This window comes from Jiella sp. M17.18, from assembly GCF_041027365.1.
Lineage (GTDB): Bacteria > Pseudomonadota > Alphaproteobacteria > Rhizobiales > Rhizobiaceae > VKMB-3413.
Genome location: NZ_JBFTEH010000019.1, coordinates 1 through 16,620, shown reverse-complemented (window position 1 = coordinate 16,620; position 16,620 = coordinate 1). Strand labels below are relative to the sequence as shown.

Genomic DNA, 16,620 nt, shown 5'->3' with positions numbered 1-16,620 from the left:
CTCGTAAGCAATCGCTTAAGCCTTCTCCGCCCGAAGATTGAGCAGTTGGCCCGCTACCGCCCATCGGGGGAAGCCCCTTACGGGAAACGCGGCGGATTCCCGGCTCCCGTCCTTCGCGCCGCCGATAGATCCAGCACGTTCCGCAAGATGGCACGCTCCTTGCTGCATGCCTCGACGGGCCGGTACGATCGACAGCTGGAGTTATGGGTCGTGATAGATACGTTCGAAGAACATTGCTGGCAGGACGTCATTTCTGCCGAGCTGCTGGAATTGTACAGCCACTACAAGCGGCCGATCGGGGTCGGACCCCGTGCCGCTCTGCTCGCCATCGACCTTTACGAGCTCGCCTACCAGGGAGGTCCACGGCCGGTTTCCGAGGTGTCCCGGACCTATCCGAGTTCCTGTGGCGAGTACGCCTACAAGGCGATCGAGCCGACGCAGCGCCTTTTTGCGGCAGCGCGTGCTGCGGGCCTTCCGGTCCTCTACACCACGAGCGACAGCCGCGCCGACAGCAAGCCTTCGCTGATCCGTGCGACCAAACGCCAGGGCGCCAGCAAAGACCCCAGTCTTTTCGCGATCCGACCAGAATTTGCGCCTCTCCCCGGAGACACCGTCATCACCAAGCAGCGCGCCAGCGCCTTCTTCGGCACACCCTTGGTGGCGCACCTCACCCTGCTCGGCGTCCAGACCGTAATCGTCTGCGGTGAAAGCACGTCCGGCTGCGTGAGGGCCAGCACGACCGACGGCTATTCCTACGGCTTCCACATGGTGATGGCCGAAGAGTGCTGCTTCGACCGCAGCCCGATGTCCCACAAGCTGAGCCTCTTCGACCTGCATCACAAATATGCCGACGTCATGCACACCGACGACATCGTCGCGCATCTCGAAGGCTTGGCTTTGAAGGAGACGGTGTGATGCAGCCGCGCACCTACGGCCCTTTCCCCTATTCGCCGATCATTCGCCGCAAGCCCTGGACGATGCCGGGAAATGCCCGCGTCGCTTTGTGGGTGATCCCCAATATCGAGTTCTTCGCGCTCGACGAGCAGGTGCCGGTAGCCGCCGGCGGAGGCGGCGTGACGCCGGACGTTCCGACTTGGTCGGCACGCGACTATGGCAATCGTGTCGGCATCTTCCGGATGATGAAGGTCCTCGATCGCTTCGGTGTTCGCGGCACCGTCGCGCTCAACAGCGACCTCTGTCGGCACCATCCCGAGATTCTCGAGGAGGCAGCCGTTCGCAACTGGGAGCTCATGGGCCACAACGAAAGCAACACGCGGCGGCTCAACGCGGTGCCGCCCGAGGCAGAGCGGGGGATTATTGCCCGCACCCTCGCCACGATCAGCGACGCGACCGGCCAGAGACCGACCGGTTGGCTCGGCTCGGGCCTGCAGGAGACCTGGACGACGCTCGAGAATCTCGAGGCCGAGGGCGTTCGCTACGTCTGCGACTGGACCAACGACGACCAGCCCTACTGGATGAGCCTGGCGAACGGGCGCAGCATCATTTCCGTCCCGTACAGTCAGGAGCTGAACGACAAGCCTGCCTTCGAGAGGAGGCACATGACGGCTGCGGCCTTTGCCGAGACGATCTGCCGCCAGTTCGACGTGCTCTGGGATGAGGGGGCGGAGTCGGGCCGGGTCATGGCGATCGCGCTCCACCCCTACCTCACCGGCGTCCCGCATCGCATCCGGGCTCTGGAGGAGGCACTCGCCTACGTCTGCAGACACGACGGCGTGTGGCGCGCGACGGGAAGCGAGATCGCCGCCGCCTACGCCGAAGCCTTTCCCCTATCCGCTGCCGACGCCGCTTGAAGGAGCACACGATGAAACGGATTTGCCGCCTCGCCGTCGCCTTCGCGGCGTCGCTGACCCTTTGCCCCGTCGCAGTCTCGGCCGCGAGCGCCGCGGACACCATCACGCTCGGCACCGTCGGCTCCGGCTCGGCGCTGAACTGGCCGCTGCTGATCGGGATCGACAAGGGCTTTTTCAAGGCCCACGACGTGACGATCGATCTCGTCACCGCGCCGTCGAGCGCGTCGGTGCAGCAGCAGCTCGCCGCCGGGTCCGTCGAAATGGGATCCGGCGGCCTCGTCGACCCGATCCGCGCCATCGACAAAGGCGCTCCGATCGCACTGATCCGCGTCGAGGCGAAAGCGGCGCCCTATTCGCTCTACGCCAGGCAGGGGATCGACAGCTATGCCGACCTCAAGGGCAAAACCATCATCGTCGGCGGCGCTAAGGACGTGACGCGCATCTATCTGCAGCGAATGGCCGAAGCGAACGGCCTGAAGCCGAGCGAATACGACCTCATCTATGCCGGCGCGACCTCGGCCCGCTTCGCAGCGCTCCAGTCCGGCGCGGTGGATGCAGCGCTGATCAGCGCGCCCTTCAACTTCAAGGCGGCGAGCCTGGGCTTGAGCGACCTCGGTGACACCGTCGACTACGTCACCGACTTCCCGTTCACCGGCTATGCGGTCAATCTCGACTGGGCCAAAGGCCATACCCCCGCAATCGGCCACTTCCTTGCCGCCTATTCGCAGGCGGTGACATGGCTCGCGGATCCGGCCAACCGGCAGGAAGCGGTCAAGATTCTCGTCAACGACACTGCCGCCAAACCGGATGACGCGGAGAAGACCTACGACTTCTTCGACAAGATCGACATCTATGATGCGAACGGCAAGATCGACACGGCCGGTCTCGCCAATCTTCTGAAGACAATGAAGGGCCTCGGCGACATCAGCGGCGACACCGATCCCACGCGCTTCTATGACGCTTCGCTCGGCGCGAAGGAATAGGCGATGACGGCCGACGCCTCTTTGGCGAAACCCGAGCGGCCGCCCGCGCGCCCGCTCGTTTCGCCGTTCCGTGCGTTTCTGCGCGTCCGCAGCTTCGCCTGGGGCCTTGCCTCGATCATCGGCGGGCTGCTTCTGTGGGAGTTCGCGAGCCGGGTTCTCGTCGCCAACTCGCTGTTTCTGTCGTCGCCCAGCCAGATCGTCGTCGCGATCGCCGACCTGATCGAACGTGGCCAACTTCTCAGAGACGTCATGGTCAGCGGCAGCGAGTTCCTCTTCGGCTACGTCTTGGCCGCCGTCGCCGGCGTGTTGATCGGCATCCTGCTGGCGAATTCGAAAATCGCCAAGCAGGTGCTGCAGCCATGGATCTCGGGCCTCTACGCAACGCCCACCATCGCGCTGGCGCCGCTCTTCATCCTCTGGCTCGGCGTCGGCATCTCCTCGAAGGTGGTCATGGTCGTGACCCTGGTGATCTTTCCGGTCATCATCAACACCGAGGCCGGCCTGCGCACGACGCCACTCGAACTCATCGAGATGATCCGCTGTTTCGGGGCAAGCCGTCGACAGGTCTTCCTGCAGGTGGCGCTGCCGTCCGCCCTGCCCTTCATCTTCGCCGGACTGAAGCTCGGGATCGGCCGTGGGCTGATCGGCGTCGTCGTGGCGGAGCTCTTCGGCTCGAGGGCCGGCCTCGGACAGCTCATCAGCCAAGCGGCAGACGCCTTCAACATGCCGCAATTGTTTGCCGGCGTGGTGATCCTCGCAGCCGCGGGCGTCGGCCTGACCGCGGCATTCGGCTGGCTCGAGAGCCGGCTGTTGCACTGGAAGGACTGAAGCCAATGGTTGAAGCGGTCCCGAAGCTCGTCATCGACGGCCTGACGAAGCGCTTCGGTCCCATGGAAGCGCTGACCCGCATCGACACGCGTGTCGAGATCGGCGAGTTCATCTCGATCGTCGGCCCTTCCGGATGTGGCAAGACCACGTTTCTGCGGATCGTCAGCGGGCTTGAAGAGGCGACAACCGGCGAGATCAGGCTCGATGACGCGCCGGTGACCAAGCCTGGCAGCGACCGCGGATTCGTTTTCCAGCAGGACAACCTGCTGCCGTGGCTGACGGTCATCGACAATGCCATGATCGGTCCGAAGATCGGTGGCTTTGCCACGCACGAACGGCGCGCGGCAACAAAGGCGCTCCTGAAGCTCGTTGGACTTGAAGGCTTCGGGAACCACTACCCTCGACAGCTGTCCGGCGGCATGCGCCAGCGCGTCAATCTCGCCAGGGCTCTCGCCATCGATCCGGAGATTCTCCTGATGGATGAACCGTTTTCCGCGCTCGACGCGCAGACGCGCGAGATCATGCAGACCGAGTTGTTGCGGATCTGGGAGGAAGGGCGGAAGACCGTCCTCTTCGTCACCCATCAGATCGACGAAGCGGTGTTCCTCTCCGACCGCGTCTTCGTCTTCGCGCGCCGGCCGGGCCGACTGCAGGAGATCATCACGATCGACCTGCCGCGGCCGCGGCCGTTGTCGGTGAAGAGGACGCCGGCCTTCGTCGCGCTCGTGGACCGGATCTGGAGTCTGATCGAGCACGACGTGCGGGCGTCGGTCATGGAAGAGATGGCATGAGACGCACCGCAACACATGGCGCAATGGTCGCCGTCGCTCCGCCGCGAGCCGGGAGTGGAGACCGTGGCCCGGCATCTTGACCTTCGCCTTCTGGCTCAGCTCATGGTCATCTGCGAGACCGGCAAGATGTCGACGGCCGCCCGCCGGCTGGGTCTTTCGGCGCCGGCGGTCTCGCAGCTCGTCCAGAAGCTGGAACGCGATCTCGGCATCACGCTCTTCGAGCGCAGCAGCCATGGGCTGCGGTCTACTCCGGCCGGTGCGATCCTGCACGAACGAGCGGTTTCGCTCCTCGCCGAAGAAAAAGACATCCTGCAGGAGCTCGAAGGCTATCGGTCTCAGCTTCTGCCGAAGCTGCGGATCTACATTGCCGACAGCGTCGCGAGATACATCATGCCGGGAATCGTCGCAGAGCTTCGTCAATTCGTCGGCCAGCTCGAGGTGAAATCGGGCCGCTCCACGCAATACGTCCAGGAGTTCCTCAAGAACCATTTCGACGCCTTGATATCCAGCGAGCCGCTCGGCGACGTGCCGGGCATCGACCGGCATAATCTTTGCAGCGAGCGTCTGATCGGGCTGGCACCCGCCGGCGTAGCGACCGCACGGCGCGGGCTTCAGTTTCTTGCGGGCGATCTGCCCTTCATACGTCCTGGCTTCGGCAGCCGCATGGACCGGCTGATCGAGGGTTATCTGGCGAGCGAGGGGCTGAACCCGGCTCGGGGCATCGAATGCAGTTCGGTCGCACCGATCCTCGAGATGGTGGCGAGCGGCGTCGGCTGGACCCTCTCGACGCCGCTTTCCGTCGCGTACTACCAACCAGACCCAGAGCAGATCGCCATCTTCGGCCTGCCGGGGAATGTTCCCTCGCGCCAGATCCTTCTCCTGACCCACGAAGGCAAGCTTCTCGACGTCCCTTCCGCCATCGCCGCGAGTTCCAGCGCCTCGATCCGCGCTCACGTGGCTTTGTGGCCGCGGCAGCTGGACCAAGCCATATCCTTTCCTAACGACCTTCGCAGCGGCTGAGCCCGCGCGACGGCTCTCGATGCCTCCGCACACCGGCTTGGCCGCCCCCCGGCGTCTCGCCTCGAAGCTTCTGTCCTGCGCCCCGCGCAGACGCGACGTTTTCCGGACTTTTGCCGATGCTGGTCGATACCGCAGTGGCGCCTTGGGCGCGAACGCTCTGGCTCATGGTCGCCGTGCAGTTCATCATGAGCGTCGCCCTGTCCGTGGTCAGCCCGATCCTGCCGCTGTTCCTGCCCGAGCTCGGGGTGTCCGACCCGTCCGCGGTCGACTTCTGGTCGGGCATCCTCAATTCGATGAACTTCCTCATCGCCGCTTTCGTCTCGCCGCTTTGGGGATCCATTGCCGACCGATACGGGCGAAAGATCATGGTGCTGAGGTCCAGCATCGCGATCTGCTTCTTCACCTTGCTGATGGGCTTCAGCCAGCATCTCTGGCAACTCGTCCTGCTGCGAAGCCTGATGGGGGCGTTCAGCGGCTTTTCCGCCTCGGCCATCGCCCTCGTGGCGACGCAGTTGCCGGAGCGTCGGCTCGGCTACGCGCTCGGCTGGCTGGCCACCGGCCAACTGGCCGGGACGTTGACGGGTCCGATCGCCGGCGGCTTCATTGCCGACGTGACCGGCGACTACCGGATGACCTTCTTCTGCACTTCGGTCATCGCAGCGATCGCCGTCGTCATCGCCTATCTGGGTGTGACGGAGACGAATGATCGCCAGAAGAGCAAGCCCAAAACCTCGATCTTCGGCGCGATCGGGATGCTCGTGAAGATCCAGGGGCTGCTGCCGCTGTTCCTGGTGCTCCTGTTGGCCCAGTTTGCAGTCAGAGCGGTGCAGCCGGTGATCACGCCCTTCGTTCTCGAACTCGTCCCCACCCAAAACGGCATCGCGACCCTCGCTGGTTTCGCCTTCTCGGTCACGGGTGTGGGTGACGTCCTGGCTTCGCCCTTCCTCGGCAAGCGCAGCGACCAGTTGGGTTATCGCCGCGTCCTCTTGATCTGTCTCTTCGGCGCCGTCCTGACCAGCCTGCCGCAGGCCTTCATCGGGACATACTGGCAGTTTCTCGCCCTGCGTTTTGCCATCGGCATGTTCGTCGGAGGGATTCTTCCGACGGCCAACGCTCTGGTCGGCCAGGTCACCCCCGCTGAGAAACGGGGACTTGCCTACGGTGTGACGGCCTCGGCGACCTTCTTCGGCAGTTTTCTCGGTCCGTTCAGCGGCGGATCGATCGCTGCCGTCTTCAGCATTCGCTGGGTCTTCGTGTTGACGGCAGTGCTGTTTCTGGCGAACCTCTTTTGGGTCTATCGCTCGGTCCAAGAACCGGCCAGAACGACCGCGACGGACGAGTAACTCCGTCCGAAGGGCCGCCATCCAGCCGCGGGGTTCCCTGCCGCACCAGCACCGGCTCTGGCGCGGAGACCCCGATCCGCGGCTAACGTCATGACGCGATCATCGACCACCCGAGACGCCAAATCCTCTTGGGCGCAGATCCAGTGGATCAAAGCCGCCGCCACGGCGGCGACCTAAACCGCGACTTCGAGGCGGGACTGCAACATCGCAAGGGCCGCGAGCCTGAGTGTCAGACGCGCGCGAACGTATGGTCCGGGACACATTCTTCCTCCTCGCGAAGTCAGAGTCGATGAGGACCTGGTGAGCGACCGCGGGGCCTCTAGGGACATCGTCTCAAAGCCCTCAAACTGGCAGAAAGGCAAATCGCTGAGCGGGTGATACAGCCTATTCTTTATGCAGGACTGAAAATCGCCCATTAGATAAGCTAATAGGTCTCTCAAGCAGCTGATTTCGTTGGTCTTATTACGTTCGGCTGTTTGGCGATCTTGCTCGCACCGTGAGCATTCCGGTCTCTGAAAATTGCGTTTTCCCAAGCCAACGCCAAAGCGTATCCGACCCCTGGTCGAGCAGCCCCGGCTCTTGAACCGAGAAACAGCATCAAACGTCTGAGAATCCAGCACTTTTGGTAAGTGGCACAGGCTTTGCATTGGTTCCCATGGGAACACCGTCGCGCCAATAGCCCGGCTGATTTCAGCGGATGATATGGATGGAGAACTGGAATGCACCCACCGTCGAAGCTCAGTCTCGAGAACGTTTCGATGACTTTCGAGACCATCGCCGGTCCGTTCCAGGCGCTGGCGCCGGTCGATCTCGTGGTCGAAGCCGGTCGGTTCGTGAGCCTCATCGGCCCCTCCGGCTGCGGTAAGAGCACGATCTTCAACATCGTCGCCGGGCTGCAGCCGCCGACGACCGGCCGAGTGCTGATCGACGGCGAGGACGCAACCGGTCAGATCGGCCGTGTCGGCTATATGCTGCAGAAAGACTTGCTGCTGCCTTGGCGAACGGTTCTCGACAATGTCATCCTCGGCATGGAGATCCAGGGCATGCCGACCAGTGAGGCACGCGACCGGGCCCGGCCCTATCTCGCGCGCTACGGGCTCGGCGGCTTCGAGGACCAGTATCCGAGGGCACTTTCGGGCGGCATGCGGCAGCGAGCGGCGCTGCTGCGCACGCTTTTGCTGAAGAACGACGTCGTTCTCCTGGATGAGCCATTTGGCGCGCTCGACGCGCAGACCAAGGCGCAGATGCAGGAGTGGCTGCTGAAGATCTGGGCCGATTTCAACAAAACCGTCATCTTCGTCACCCACGACATCGACGAGGCGATCTACCTCTCGGACGAGATCTGCGTGATGGGGATACGCCCGGGCCGGGTGGTGGAACGCCTCCAGACGCCGCTTTCGCGGCCGCGCAAGCGCTCGGTGGTGGTCGAGCCGACTTTCGTTGATCTCAAACACTACTGCCTCGGCCGGCTCGATCCCGGCACCGAGGATCAGAGCATTCAAGCCGCCGCGTAAACTCTCCTCTCAGGTCAAGATCATGATACAAGCCATATCAGAAAGCCTTTCGAGAATTCAGCCGCGCCCGGCTTCGAGGCGTGGCTATCGCAAGCTGCCGGTCGCGCGCGTCTGGCCGACCTCGGTGGTCGTGTCGATCCAGATCGGCATCCTCGTCGCCATCCTCGCCTTCTGGGAGATCGGAGCCCGTGTCGGCTTAATCGACGCCTTTTTCTGGTCGCAGCCCTCGGCAATCTGGGCCACGGCCAAAATCTTCTTCACCACTGGCTCGGCTTTTACCGATATAGCTTTCACCTTCCGCTCGACCCTGCTGGGATTCTTCTTCGGCACTCTGATCGGTTCGGCGTTGGGTCTGTCGTTCTGGTGGTCGAAGAACTACGCAGCGATTGCCCAGCCCTACATCATCTGCTTTGAATCCTTGCCAAAGCTGGCGCTCGCCCCTCTTGTGGTGCTGGTCTTCGGCATGGGACTTTCCTCGAAGGTGGCGATTGCCATCGCGCTGACCGTCGTCGTCTCAACGCTGACGGCCTATTCCGGCGTGAAGGCGCTCGACCGCGACTCCGAGCGGCTGTTCTATTCGCTTGGCGCGAGCCGGTGGCAGGTCTTCACGAAATTCGTCGTGCCGGCGTGCCTGCCTTGGATCATCTCGGTGCTGCGGATCAATATCGGCCTTGCCCTGACCGGCTCCATCGTCGGCGAATTCATCTCCTCGCAATATGGTCTCGGCCGGACCATCCTCTACGCTGGCCAGACCTATGAAATCGCGCTCGTCTGGGTCGCGGTAGCCGTCCTCTCGTCGCTCTCGATGGTCATGTACGTCGCCGTGTCATGGCTCGAAAACTGGCTGATGAAGGGGGTCGTTCACAGCTAAGTCGCTGTCGTCCCAAGCCATCCTCCACCAAGCAAGCAACGCAGCCTTTCGGCCACGAGCCGAAGGTTTGGCCGTTCGCGGCAGAAGCAGTCCAAACAGAATTGGAGAACAACCATGAAGATGCTTCTCAAGACGGCCCTGGCGGCCGCAGTAGTGGCCACCGGCCTCGTGTCGGGCGCCGGCGCGGCCGAGAAGCTGGTAATCGCTGAACCGCTCCACAGTCTCGGCTACCTGCCGATGTATGTCGCCATCGACAAGGGGTATTTCTCCGAAGAAGGCATCGACGCTTCGGTTCTGACCGTCGACGGCGGCGGCGCCCATACCAATGCCGTTCTGACCAAGCAGGCCTTCGCCTTCATCGGCGGCCCGGAGCACGATGCCTTTGCCAAGGCCAAGGGCGCGGAATTGCGCGCCGTCGTCAACGTCGTCAATCGCGGCAACGTCTATCTCGTTTCCCGCAAGGACGTGCCCGGACCGACGGACGGGGAAAGCATGGCCGACTACCTGAAGGGTAAGACGATCGCCACCGGTGCCTTCGGCGGCACGCCGAACTCGATCACCCGCTACATTCTCGCTGTCAATCATCTCGATCCGAAGACGGACGTCGTGCTGCAGGAACTGGCGACCGCAGGGATCATGGCGGCGTTGAAGACCAAGCAGGCTGACATCGGCGTCCTTTCCGAACCGATGCTGACCCAGGGCATCGACGAAGGTCTGTGGAACGAGCCCTTCTACAACGTTCCCAAGGAGCTCGGCCCCTACACCTACTCGACGCTCAACGTCCGCGAGGAGTCGATCAAGGACCAGCCGGAACTGGTCGAGGGGTTCGTTCGGGCGATCTCGCGCGGGCTCGCCTTTACCCATGAGCATCCGGACGAGGCGACGACCATCGCGGTGAAGGAATTTCCGACCATGGACCGGAAGGCGATGAAGGCGACGCTCGACCGTGCCTTCGCCGACGACCTCTGGAGTGCCGATGGCGACATCGCGCCGGAAGCCTGGAAGACGGGCAAGGCCGTGGTGATGGACGCCGGCATCCTCAAGCAGGACGTGCCCTATGACGACATCATCGACATGAGCTTCTGGAAGAAGATCCAGTCCGGGGAGTGATGCTCCGGGCGGCCGGCCGGCCCGTACAGCCCCGCCGGCCGATCGAAAACAATCCACAAGTTGAGGAAGGACAGCAGATGAGCGAACGTGTTTGGGACAAGTATCTGACGGAACGGGACAAGGCGGTGTTTGCCGCTTCCGGCTACGGCGCCCGAGGCGGCTTCGGAAGGCGCCCGGCTCTGCTCGTCGTGGACGTCAATTGGGCGTTCTGCAGCGAGAAACCCGAGCCCATTCTCGAGACCATCAAGAAATGGCGCAATTCCTGCGGCGAGGACGCCTGGGAGGCGATGCCGTATCTGCAGGCACTGATCGGCAAGGCCCATGATCGCGGTATCCCGGTGATCTACACGACCGGCGTTCGCAGGAGCGACAACTGGGACAACGGTTCCTGGTCATGGAAGAACGGTCGTTCGGGCGAGGATACCCGCAAGCCGATCGCGACCAATCTCGACGGCAACGAGATCGTTTCCGACATCGCCCCCGCCCCGCAGGACATCGTCGTCTACAAGCAGAAGCCCTCGGGCTTCTTCGGCACGAACATGGCGTCCTATCTGACGCTTCTTGGCTGCGACAGCGTAATCATCACCGGCACGACGACGTCGGGATGTGTGCGCGCGACGGTGCTGGACGCGTTCAGTCTCAACTACCGGGTCGCCTTGGCAGAAGAGGGTTGCTTCGATCGGAGCCAGGCGAGCCATGCGATCAACCTCTGCGACATGAACGCCAAATACGCCGATGTCGTCAAAACGGATGAAATCCTGTCGTTCTTCGACACGATCGAGAAGGGCCAGTTCGAACTGCCGAGAGGGGCGCGGAGCAAAGCTCCAGAGCTGTCGCCAGCCGCCTGACCGACACGGCAGAAGCGGTCGTCACAGCGGGACTGACGGTTCCTCCTGCCGACCGCCGTCCATCGACGCCGGCGCTTTCGCGGCGGCGCGCCGAAGCTTGAATACGACCGACCAAGCCGCCCGAGGCTAAAACTCCCCAGGGAGTCAGTTGGCGTCGCCCGCGACTGTACAGACGGCAAGGCCCGAGTGAATGCGTTTCCTATCCGGACTCTTCATCCCCATCATCAGGAACCCTCAGCTCGGCCTGATCTGTGCCATGAACGTGTTCGTCATGTCGGGCGTCGGTCTCGTGGCGCCGATCCTGTCGGTCTACGCCAGTACGTTCTCAGCCTCGGCGACGCTTGCGGGCATGATCATCACGCTCTTCGGTGTCGGACGGCTGATCGTGAACCTTCCTGCAGGCTTCCTCTCACAGCGCTGCGGCAAGCGCGTTTTCCTGATGACCGGGCCGGTGATCCTGGTGATCGGCGCAGTCGGCGCAGCGCTGGCGGGCAGCCTGACCACGCTGATCGTCTGCCGCTTCGTCCAGGGTCTGGGCTCTGGCATCTACATGACGATTGCCCAATCGATGATGGCGGAGATCTCCACGTCGCAAGAGCGTGGCCGCACCATGGCACTGCACCAGAGCGCCATTCTCGTCGGAACCGCGATCGGACCGATGGCCGGCGGGCTGATAGCCGGTCGCTTCGGGCTCGCCGCACCGTTCTGGGCCTATGCGGTGGTCTGCGTCGTCGCTGCCGTCTTGGCCTTCTTCATCACGGAACCGCCGGCGCCCTCCGGCAACAGCTCCGAAGACCGCGAAGCCACGCATCCGATCAGGCGGCCAGGCAGCCGCAGACTGTTCACCTCTCGCGTCTTCACGCTGATCTGCGTGGTGAATTTCGGGGTCTTCTTCACGCGCACCGCTGCACAGTGGCAGCTTATCCCGCTGCTCGCGTCGAGCCGCTTCGACATGCATGTCGGCATGATCGGCCTGCTTCTAACGGCCCAGTCGCTTGCCAACTTCGCCGTCCTGCCGATCACCGGCATGATGGTCGACCGTTTCGGTGCCCGGCCGCTGACGATCATTTCCGCGATCATCATCGCCGCCAGCCTCGTGGTGATCGCTTTCGGGACGAGCCCGCTCTGGCTTTGGGCGGGTATGATCGTCCTCGGGCTCGGCGGTGGCCTCAACGCACCCTCGATCGCGGCCTATGCCACCGACGTTGCGCCGGCCGACAGCTACGGACCGGCAATGGGTCTCATGCGCACCTGGGGAGATGCCGGCTTTGTCCTCGGCCCCATCCTCGTCGGTTCGCTCGCCGACTTCGCGTCGGTCGGAACGACCGGGGGATTGCTCGCCAACGCTCTTCTGGTGGCGGCCGCCGGCATTGCGGTGCTGTCGATCGGCGCGGGCTCCCCGGCTCTGGTTTCCCCCGCCGAAACAACCCTCTTCAACGACCGGCGACAGCGGGTCAGCATCAATCGAGCCAGAGGATGAGATGACGAAGATTAGTTCCTACACGTCGCACGCCAAAGCCTTCGCCTCGGGAGAGGATTCTCCCGTCACGTTCCTCGAAGCGTCTCTCGAGGCGATCGGGAAGCGCGAACCCGTCGTCAAGGCATTCAAGGCAATGGCCATCGAACGAGCCCGAAAGGAGGCCGCCGAGTCCAAGGCACGCTGGAAACGCGGAGAGCCACTGTCGCCGATCGATGGCATGCCGGTCGGGATCAAGGACATTCTCGAGACCCAAGACATGCCGACCGGCCAGGGGTCGCCGATCTGGGAAGGTTTCGCGACCAGACGCGACAGCGCCTCGGTGCAGGCGCTGCGCGAGGCCGGTGCATTGATCCTCGGCAAGACGGCCACGACCGAGTTTGCGTCACGCGCGCAGTTCGCCGAAACCACCAATCCTTTCGACCCGACACGTACGCCGGGCGGATCGAGTTCCGGTTCGTGTGCCGCAGTAGGCGCAGGCTTCGTCCCAGTGGCACTGGGCACCCAGGTCGTCGGTTCCACGCTGCGGCCCGCGAGCTACTGCGGCGTCGTCGGCTACAAGCCGAGCATTGGTGGCATCAACCGCGGCGGCTCCTACGACTATCTGAGCCATAGCTGCACGGGTGTCGTGGCCACCACACTCGACGACGTCTGGCTGACGACCAAGGCACTCGTGACGCGCACCGGGGGCGACCCCGGCTTTCAAGGCGTCACCGGTCCGGACACGCCCCCTCCCTCCAGGAGGCCGAAGACCGTCGTCGTTCTCAAGACCGACGGGTGGAGCCGCGCGACAAAGGGAGCACGAGACGCCTTAGCATCGGCCTGCGGGAAGCTGGAGGCGGCTGGCGTCAACATCGTTACCAGCGACGGCAATACCGACCTCGAGGCCATGGACGCGGCGATCCGTGAGATCAGTGCGCTGTCGGACGTCATTCTCGGCTGGGAGGGGCGCTGGCCCCTCGGGAGCTACGCCAGGACCGATGCGGAGAAGCTACACCCTCTGACGCGCGACCGGGTCGAAAAGAACCGGTCGCTCACGCAGGACGATTACATCGCAGCCCTGAACTTCCGGGCGGCGCTGCGCCGCCGCTACGCCTCGCTGCTCGAAAGCGCCGACGCGGTGATCACGCTGGCCGCCACCGGCGCGGCGCCGGCCGGATTGGAGAGCACGGGCGATCCCGGCTTCAACATCCCCGCCTCGGTTCTCGGCGTCCCGGCACTATCCTTGCCGGTGCTTTCGGACGGTCACATGCCGCTGGGGCTGCAACTCATGGGGCGCGTCGACGACGACGCGGATCTGTTTGCCATCGCCGGTTGGACGATGGAGCTGTTTGAAGCGTGAGCGTTCACCCGGCACTGACTTTCAGGGACCCAGCGGCGGTGTCGAGGGACTCGAGCGTGCATCGCCGATTGAGCATTGTGCAGAGCACAAGAAGCGGCTTTTATGGTCGGGAGGCAAACTGAAGAACAGCGGACATGTCCGAGAATCAATCTGCGGGAAGTCTGGATTTCCAACTTCTCGGAACGTTCCTTGCCGTCTGCGAAAGCGGCAGCATGACGGGGGCGGCGCGACGGCTCGGCGTTTCCCAGGGAGCGGTGTCCCAACGCATCGGGCGCCTTGAAAAGACGCTCTCGCTCACGCTGCTGCAACGCACCCGACGTGACGTATGCCTGACGGCGGCCGGCAGGAACCTGAAGTTCCACGCGCAAAAAGTGCTCGACGAATTGCGCGAATGCGAAAGAGCCATGCGCACGTTTTCGGTTATCAGCTATCCGGAGATCTCGGTCGGAATCCTCAACACGCTCGGCAAGAACCTGATGAGCACGCTGGTGCAGACGCTGGAACCGGTTGTCGAGCAGATCCGCGTCCGCGCCGCGGTGACGTACAGTCATCCGGAGGACCTCGAGAGCGGCGCCGTCGACCTTTTGATCACCGCCTACGAGTTCGACGCCGTCAAGTACGATATCTATCCAATCGTCGACGAACCGCTCGTCATCCTCGCGCCGAAGGGGTTGATCGCGAAGAACGCGACGGTCGACCTCGAGGACCTCGCCGGGCGCCTGCCCATGATCAGATTCGCGAACAGTCGCCGTCCGCTGCGCAAGCTGGCCGACGCCTACCTCATGCAGCAGGGCGTCGCGGTCACGCGCAGTATCGAGATAGATCAGGGATCGTCGGCGCTGGCATCTGTCGGAGGAGGCCAGGGCTGGGCCATATCGACCCCCTTTATGGTCCTCGACCCGTTCTTCGACCACCAGGAGATCGACGTCATTCCGCTGCCGTCCCCCGTTCTCGTCCGCAAAGTCAATCTTGTTTCGCACCCCGGCAGGTTTGCCGACATCCCCGGCAACCTTGCGGTCAATTGCCGTCGTCATCTCCAGAAGGAAATCGACACGCGCCTCGCGCCCTTTCTGCCGAGTTCGGTTCATCCGCGAGTCCAAAGCTAGAGCATATTCCGCCCATCCCAAGCGCAGCGGCCGCAGGGCTGGCGGCGCAGGTTCAACCCCTGTCCGCAGGAAGCGCCACCGCCTGCAGGTTGCGCGGCAACTTCAGGACCCAGCGGCCTTTCCGGGCTTTCACGAGTTGATGCACGAGCGCAGCGGCGGCGGCCGCCCGCTAGTTGGTCGCCTCGAATGGGATCAGGTCATCGACCTCGGCCACGCGGGCATCAAGCCTCGCAGTCGTGCTTTCCCCGACAACTACCGAACAGCCGATTCCTGCCGGACGAGCTGGCAGGGGCTGTGGCCGCGCGGCACAGTCGGGCTCCGGGTGGGGACCGATCGGTGCGGCGCAAAAATCGCTTAGTATGTCTAGACGATTTTCGACGACGCCCGCGCGGGCGTCGAGACAGCGGCGGCACCGTCATCGGACCGACATTAAGCTTGCCGCCGCCCCAACCGTCTTCAACCGGCCGGACGATCTGCCGACTGTCAACGTGGTCGCGAGGCTGGTGACGGTCGCCGCGACCCCTTCGATCTCCTTCGAACTGCCAGCCATTGCCGCTCGAGAGCGAAGGCGGCTTGTTCCAGCGAATGTTCCGCCTATCATAGACGGTCAACCAACTGGATCGGCGAAGAACCTGATCTCTTTGATGTTTTGGAGGCAGAGGCGGAGACTCCCTTCCTCTCCGCCATTGGCCCTAAAAGCCTTGGTTATCCTGCAATCCCCTGTGCCTCAGTCGATTGGTTTGGGTGCTGCTCCATCGAACTGTTACAGTGGGGGCATGGATACCTTGCCGAAGCACCCCCGATTGATGCGGCGCGGGACGACATTTTACCATCGGGCCGCAATACCCGCCGATATTGCCGACAGCTACCCCAGGGCTCCGAATCCAAGTTTCTATGACGTGGGGTCGAGGAGTTGGGCGAGGTAGTCGGGGGACCATTCGGCGAGTTTTCGGCGCGTCTTGAGGGACTTCTTCTCCTTGGCGATGCGGATCAGGTTGAGGGCGAAGTGCCGGATGAGAGCCATGTTCCTGGCGCCGTGGCCCTTGCGCAGCCGGGACTGGTCGTCCTTGAAGAGCACGTCGAGGACCCAGTGCAGCCGGTTCTCGATGCCCCAGCGGCCGCGGAGGCAGTGTCAGGAATTCCGTGTGCGGGCGGGGCATAGTGGGACCGAAGGAGATCACCCATGGCCCGCCGCAAGGAACCCAGCATCCCTGACACATTGCTCGACCAGCTTCTGTCGGGCGCCGATCCCAAGACCGCCTTTGATCCTGGCGGCCTGCTCGACGGCCTGAAGAAGGCGCTCGCCGAGCGGGCGCTGAACGCCGAGATGGACCATCATCTTGCTGGCGAGAACGCTGCTGGCAACGGCCGCAACGGCTACGGCAAGAAGACCGTCACGACCGACAGCGGCAAGTTCGAGCTTGCCGTTCCGCGGGACCGGCAGTCGAGCTTCGCCCCGCAGCTCATCGCCAAATACCAGCGCCGCTTCCCGGGCTTCGACGAGAAGGTCATATCGATGTACGCCCGCGGCATGAGCAATCGGGAGATTGTCGGGCATCTCCACGATCTCTACGGC

15 protein-coding genes and 1 pseudogene are annotated in these 16,620 nt (G+C 63.5%); 15 read left to right on the top strand and 1 reads right to left on the bottom strand.

Annotated features, from left to right (window positions below; genetic code table 11):
• Positions 1–45: 45 nt before the first annotated feature.
• From AB5S17_RS22075 to AB5S17_RS22010, 14 genes are all read left to right on the top strand, one after another.
• A complete protein-coding gene (locus AB5S17_RS22075; protein ID WP_369243359.1) occupies positions 46–915 on the top strand; it encodes an isochorismatase family protein in 870 nt (289 codons plus the stop codon).
• The gene (locus AB5S17_RS22070; protein ID WP_369243357.1) at positions 915–1,811 is read left to right on the top strand and encodes a polysaccharide deacetylase family protein; all 897 of its coding nucleotides are present in this window, start codon (positions 915–917) and stop codon (positions 1,809–1,811) included. Before AB5S17_RS22075 ends, AB5S17_RS22070 begins: the two co-directional genes overlap by 1 nt.
• A gap of 11 nt (positions 1,812–1,822) precedes the next feature.
• Positions 1,823–2,794, top strand: coding sequence for an ABC transporter substrate-binding protein (locus AB5S17_RS22065; RefSeq protein ID WP_369243356.1), 972 nt, complete (start codon positions 1,823–1,825; stop codon positions 2,792–2,794).
• A 3-nt stretch (positions 2,795–2,797) separates the two neighbouring features.
• Positions 2,798–3,622 carry an ABC transporter permease gene (locus AB5S17_RS22060; RefSeq protein ID WP_369243355.1) on the top strand — a complete coding sequence of 275 codons (825 nt, stop codon included), beginning with the start codon at positions 2,798–2,800 and terminating at the stop codon, positions 3,620–3,622.
• A 5-nt stretch (positions 3,623–3,627) separates the two neighbouring features.
• On the top strand, positions 3,628–4,413 hold the full coding sequence (locus tag AB5S17_RS22055; RefSeq protein ID WP_369243354.1) for an ABC transporter ATP-binding protein: 786 nt from the start codon (positions 3,628–3,630) through the stop codon (positions 4,411–4,413).
• 15 nt (positions 4,414–4,428) lie between these two features.
• Positions 4,429–5,433, top strand: coding sequence for a LysR family transcriptional regulator (locus AB5S17_RS22050; RefSeq protein ID WP_369243353.1), 1,005 nt, complete (start codon positions 4,429–4,431; stop codon positions 5,431–5,433).
• Between the two features lie 116 nt (positions 5,434–5,549).
• Positions 5,550–6,776 (top strand): MFS transporter, encoded by a 1,227-nt coding sequence (locus tag AB5S17_RS22045; RefSeq protein ID WP_369243352.1) that lies wholly within the window; start codon positions 5,550–5,552, stop codon positions 6,774–6,776.
• A 758-nt stretch (positions 6,777–7,534) separates the two neighbouring features.
• Positions 7,535–8,290 (top strand): ABC transporter ATP-binding protein, encoded by a 756-nt coding sequence (locus tag AB5S17_RS22040; RefSeq protein ID WP_369243351.1) that lies wholly within the window; start codon positions 7,535–7,537, stop codon positions 8,288–8,290.
• A gap of 22 nt (positions 8,291–8,312) precedes the next feature.
• Positions 8,313–9,161, top strand: a complete 849-nt coding sequence (locus tag AB5S17_RS22035) for an ABC transporter permease (RefSeq protein WP_369243350.1) — start codon at positions 8,313–8,315, stop codon at positions 9,159–9,161.
• A 114-nt stretch (positions 9,162–9,275) separates the two neighbouring features.
• Entirely contained in the window at positions 9,276–10,271 is a 996-nt protein-coding gene (locus AB5S17_RS22030) for an ABC transporter substrate-binding protein (RefSeq protein ID WP_369243348.1), read from the top strand.
• On the top strand, positions 10,271–11,119 hold the full coding sequence (locus AB5S17_RS22025) for an isochorismatase family protein (RefSeq protein ID WP_369243347.1): 849 nt from the start codon (positions 10,271–10,273) through the stop codon (positions 11,117–11,119). Before AB5S17_RS22030 ends, AB5S17_RS22025 begins: the two co-directional genes overlap by 1 nt.
• 190 nt (positions 11,120–11,309) lie before the next feature.
• A complete protein-coding gene (locus tag AB5S17_RS22020) occupies positions 11,310–12,599 on the top strand; it encodes an MFS transporter (protein ID WP_369243346.1) in 1,290 nt (429 codons plus the stop codon).
• A 1-nt stretch (position 12,600) separates the two neighbouring features.
• On the top strand, positions 12,601–13,938 hold the full coding sequence (locus tag AB5S17_RS22015) for an amidase (RefSeq protein ID WP_369243345.1): 1,338 nt from the start codon (positions 12,601–12,603) through the stop codon (positions 13,936–13,938).
• Between the two features lie 134 nt (positions 13,939–14,072).
• The gene (locus AB5S17_RS22010) at positions 14,073–15,044 is read left to right on the top strand and encodes a LysR family transcriptional regulator (RefSeq protein ID WP_369243344.1); all 972 of its coding nucleotides are present in this window, start codon (positions 14,073–14,075) and stop codon (positions 15,042–15,044) included.
• 892 nt (positions 15,045–15,936) lie between these two features.
• Here AB5S17_RS22010 and AB5S17_RS22005 read toward each other — a convergent pair.
• A pseudogene (locus AB5S17_RS22005) lies at positions 15,937–16,170 on the bottom strand (transposase); the annotation flags it as partial.
• 57 nt (positions 16,171–16,227) lie between these two features.
• Between AB5S17_RS22005 and AB5S17_RS22000 the strand changes: the two are divergent.
• Positions 16,228–16,620: transposase (locus AB5S17_RS22000; protein ID WP_369243343.1), on the top strand; the 393-nt coding region annotated here is incomplete at its 3' end.

Coding starts and splice junctions, on each gene's coding strand:
- AB5S17_RS22020 (WP_369243346.1), top strand. CDS start 11,310: ATGCGTTTCCTATCCGGACTCTTCATCCCCATCATCAGGAACCCTCAG.
- AB5S17_RS22030 (WP_369243348.1), top strand. CDS start 9,276: ATGAAGATGCTTCTCAAGACGGCCCTGGCGGCCGCAGTAGTGGCCACC.
- AB5S17_RS22065 (WP_369243356.1), top strand. CDS start 1,823: ATGAAACGGATTTGCCGCCTCGCCGTCGCCTTCGCGGCGTCGCTGACC.
- AB5S17_RS22060 (WP_369243355.1), top strand. CDS start 2,798: ATGACGGCCGACGCCTCTTTGGCGAAACCCGAGCGGCCGCCCGCGCGC.
- AB5S17_RS22025 (WP_369243347.1), top strand. CDS start 10,271: ATGCTCCGGGCGGCCGGCCGGCCCGTACAGCCCCGCCGGCCGATCGAA.
- AB5S17_RS22040 (WP_369243351.1), top strand. CDS start 7,535: ATGACTTTCGAGACCATCGCCGGTCCGTTCCAGGCGCTGGCGCCGGTC.
- AB5S17_RS22050 (WP_369243353.1), top strand. CDS start 4,429: ATGGCGCAATGGTCGCCGTCGCTCCGCCGCGAGCCGGGAGTGGAGACC.
- AB5S17_RS22035 (WP_369243350.1), top strand. CDS start 8,313: ATGATACAAGCCATATCAGAAAGCCTTTCGAGAATTCAGCCGCGCCCG.
- AB5S17_RS22045 (WP_369243352.1), top strand. CDS start 5,550: ATGCTGGTCGATACCGCAGTGGCGCCTTGGGCGCGAACGCTCTGGCTC.
- AB5S17_RS22055 (WP_369243354.1), top strand. CDS start 3,628: ATGGTTGAAGCGGTCCCGAAGCTCGTCATCGACGGCCTGACGAAGCGC.
- AB5S17_RS22070 (WP_369243357.1), top strand. CDS start 915: ATGCAGCCGCGCACCTACGGCCCTTTCCCCTATTCGCCGATCATTCGC.
- AB5S17_RS22010 (WP_369243344.1), top strand. CDS start 14,073: ATGTCCGAGAATCAATCTGCGGGAAGTCTGGATTTCCAACTTCTCGGA.
- AB5S17_RS22015 (WP_369243345.1), top strand. CDS start 12,601: ATGACGAAGATTAGTTCCTACACGTCGCACGCCAAAGCCTTCGCCTCG.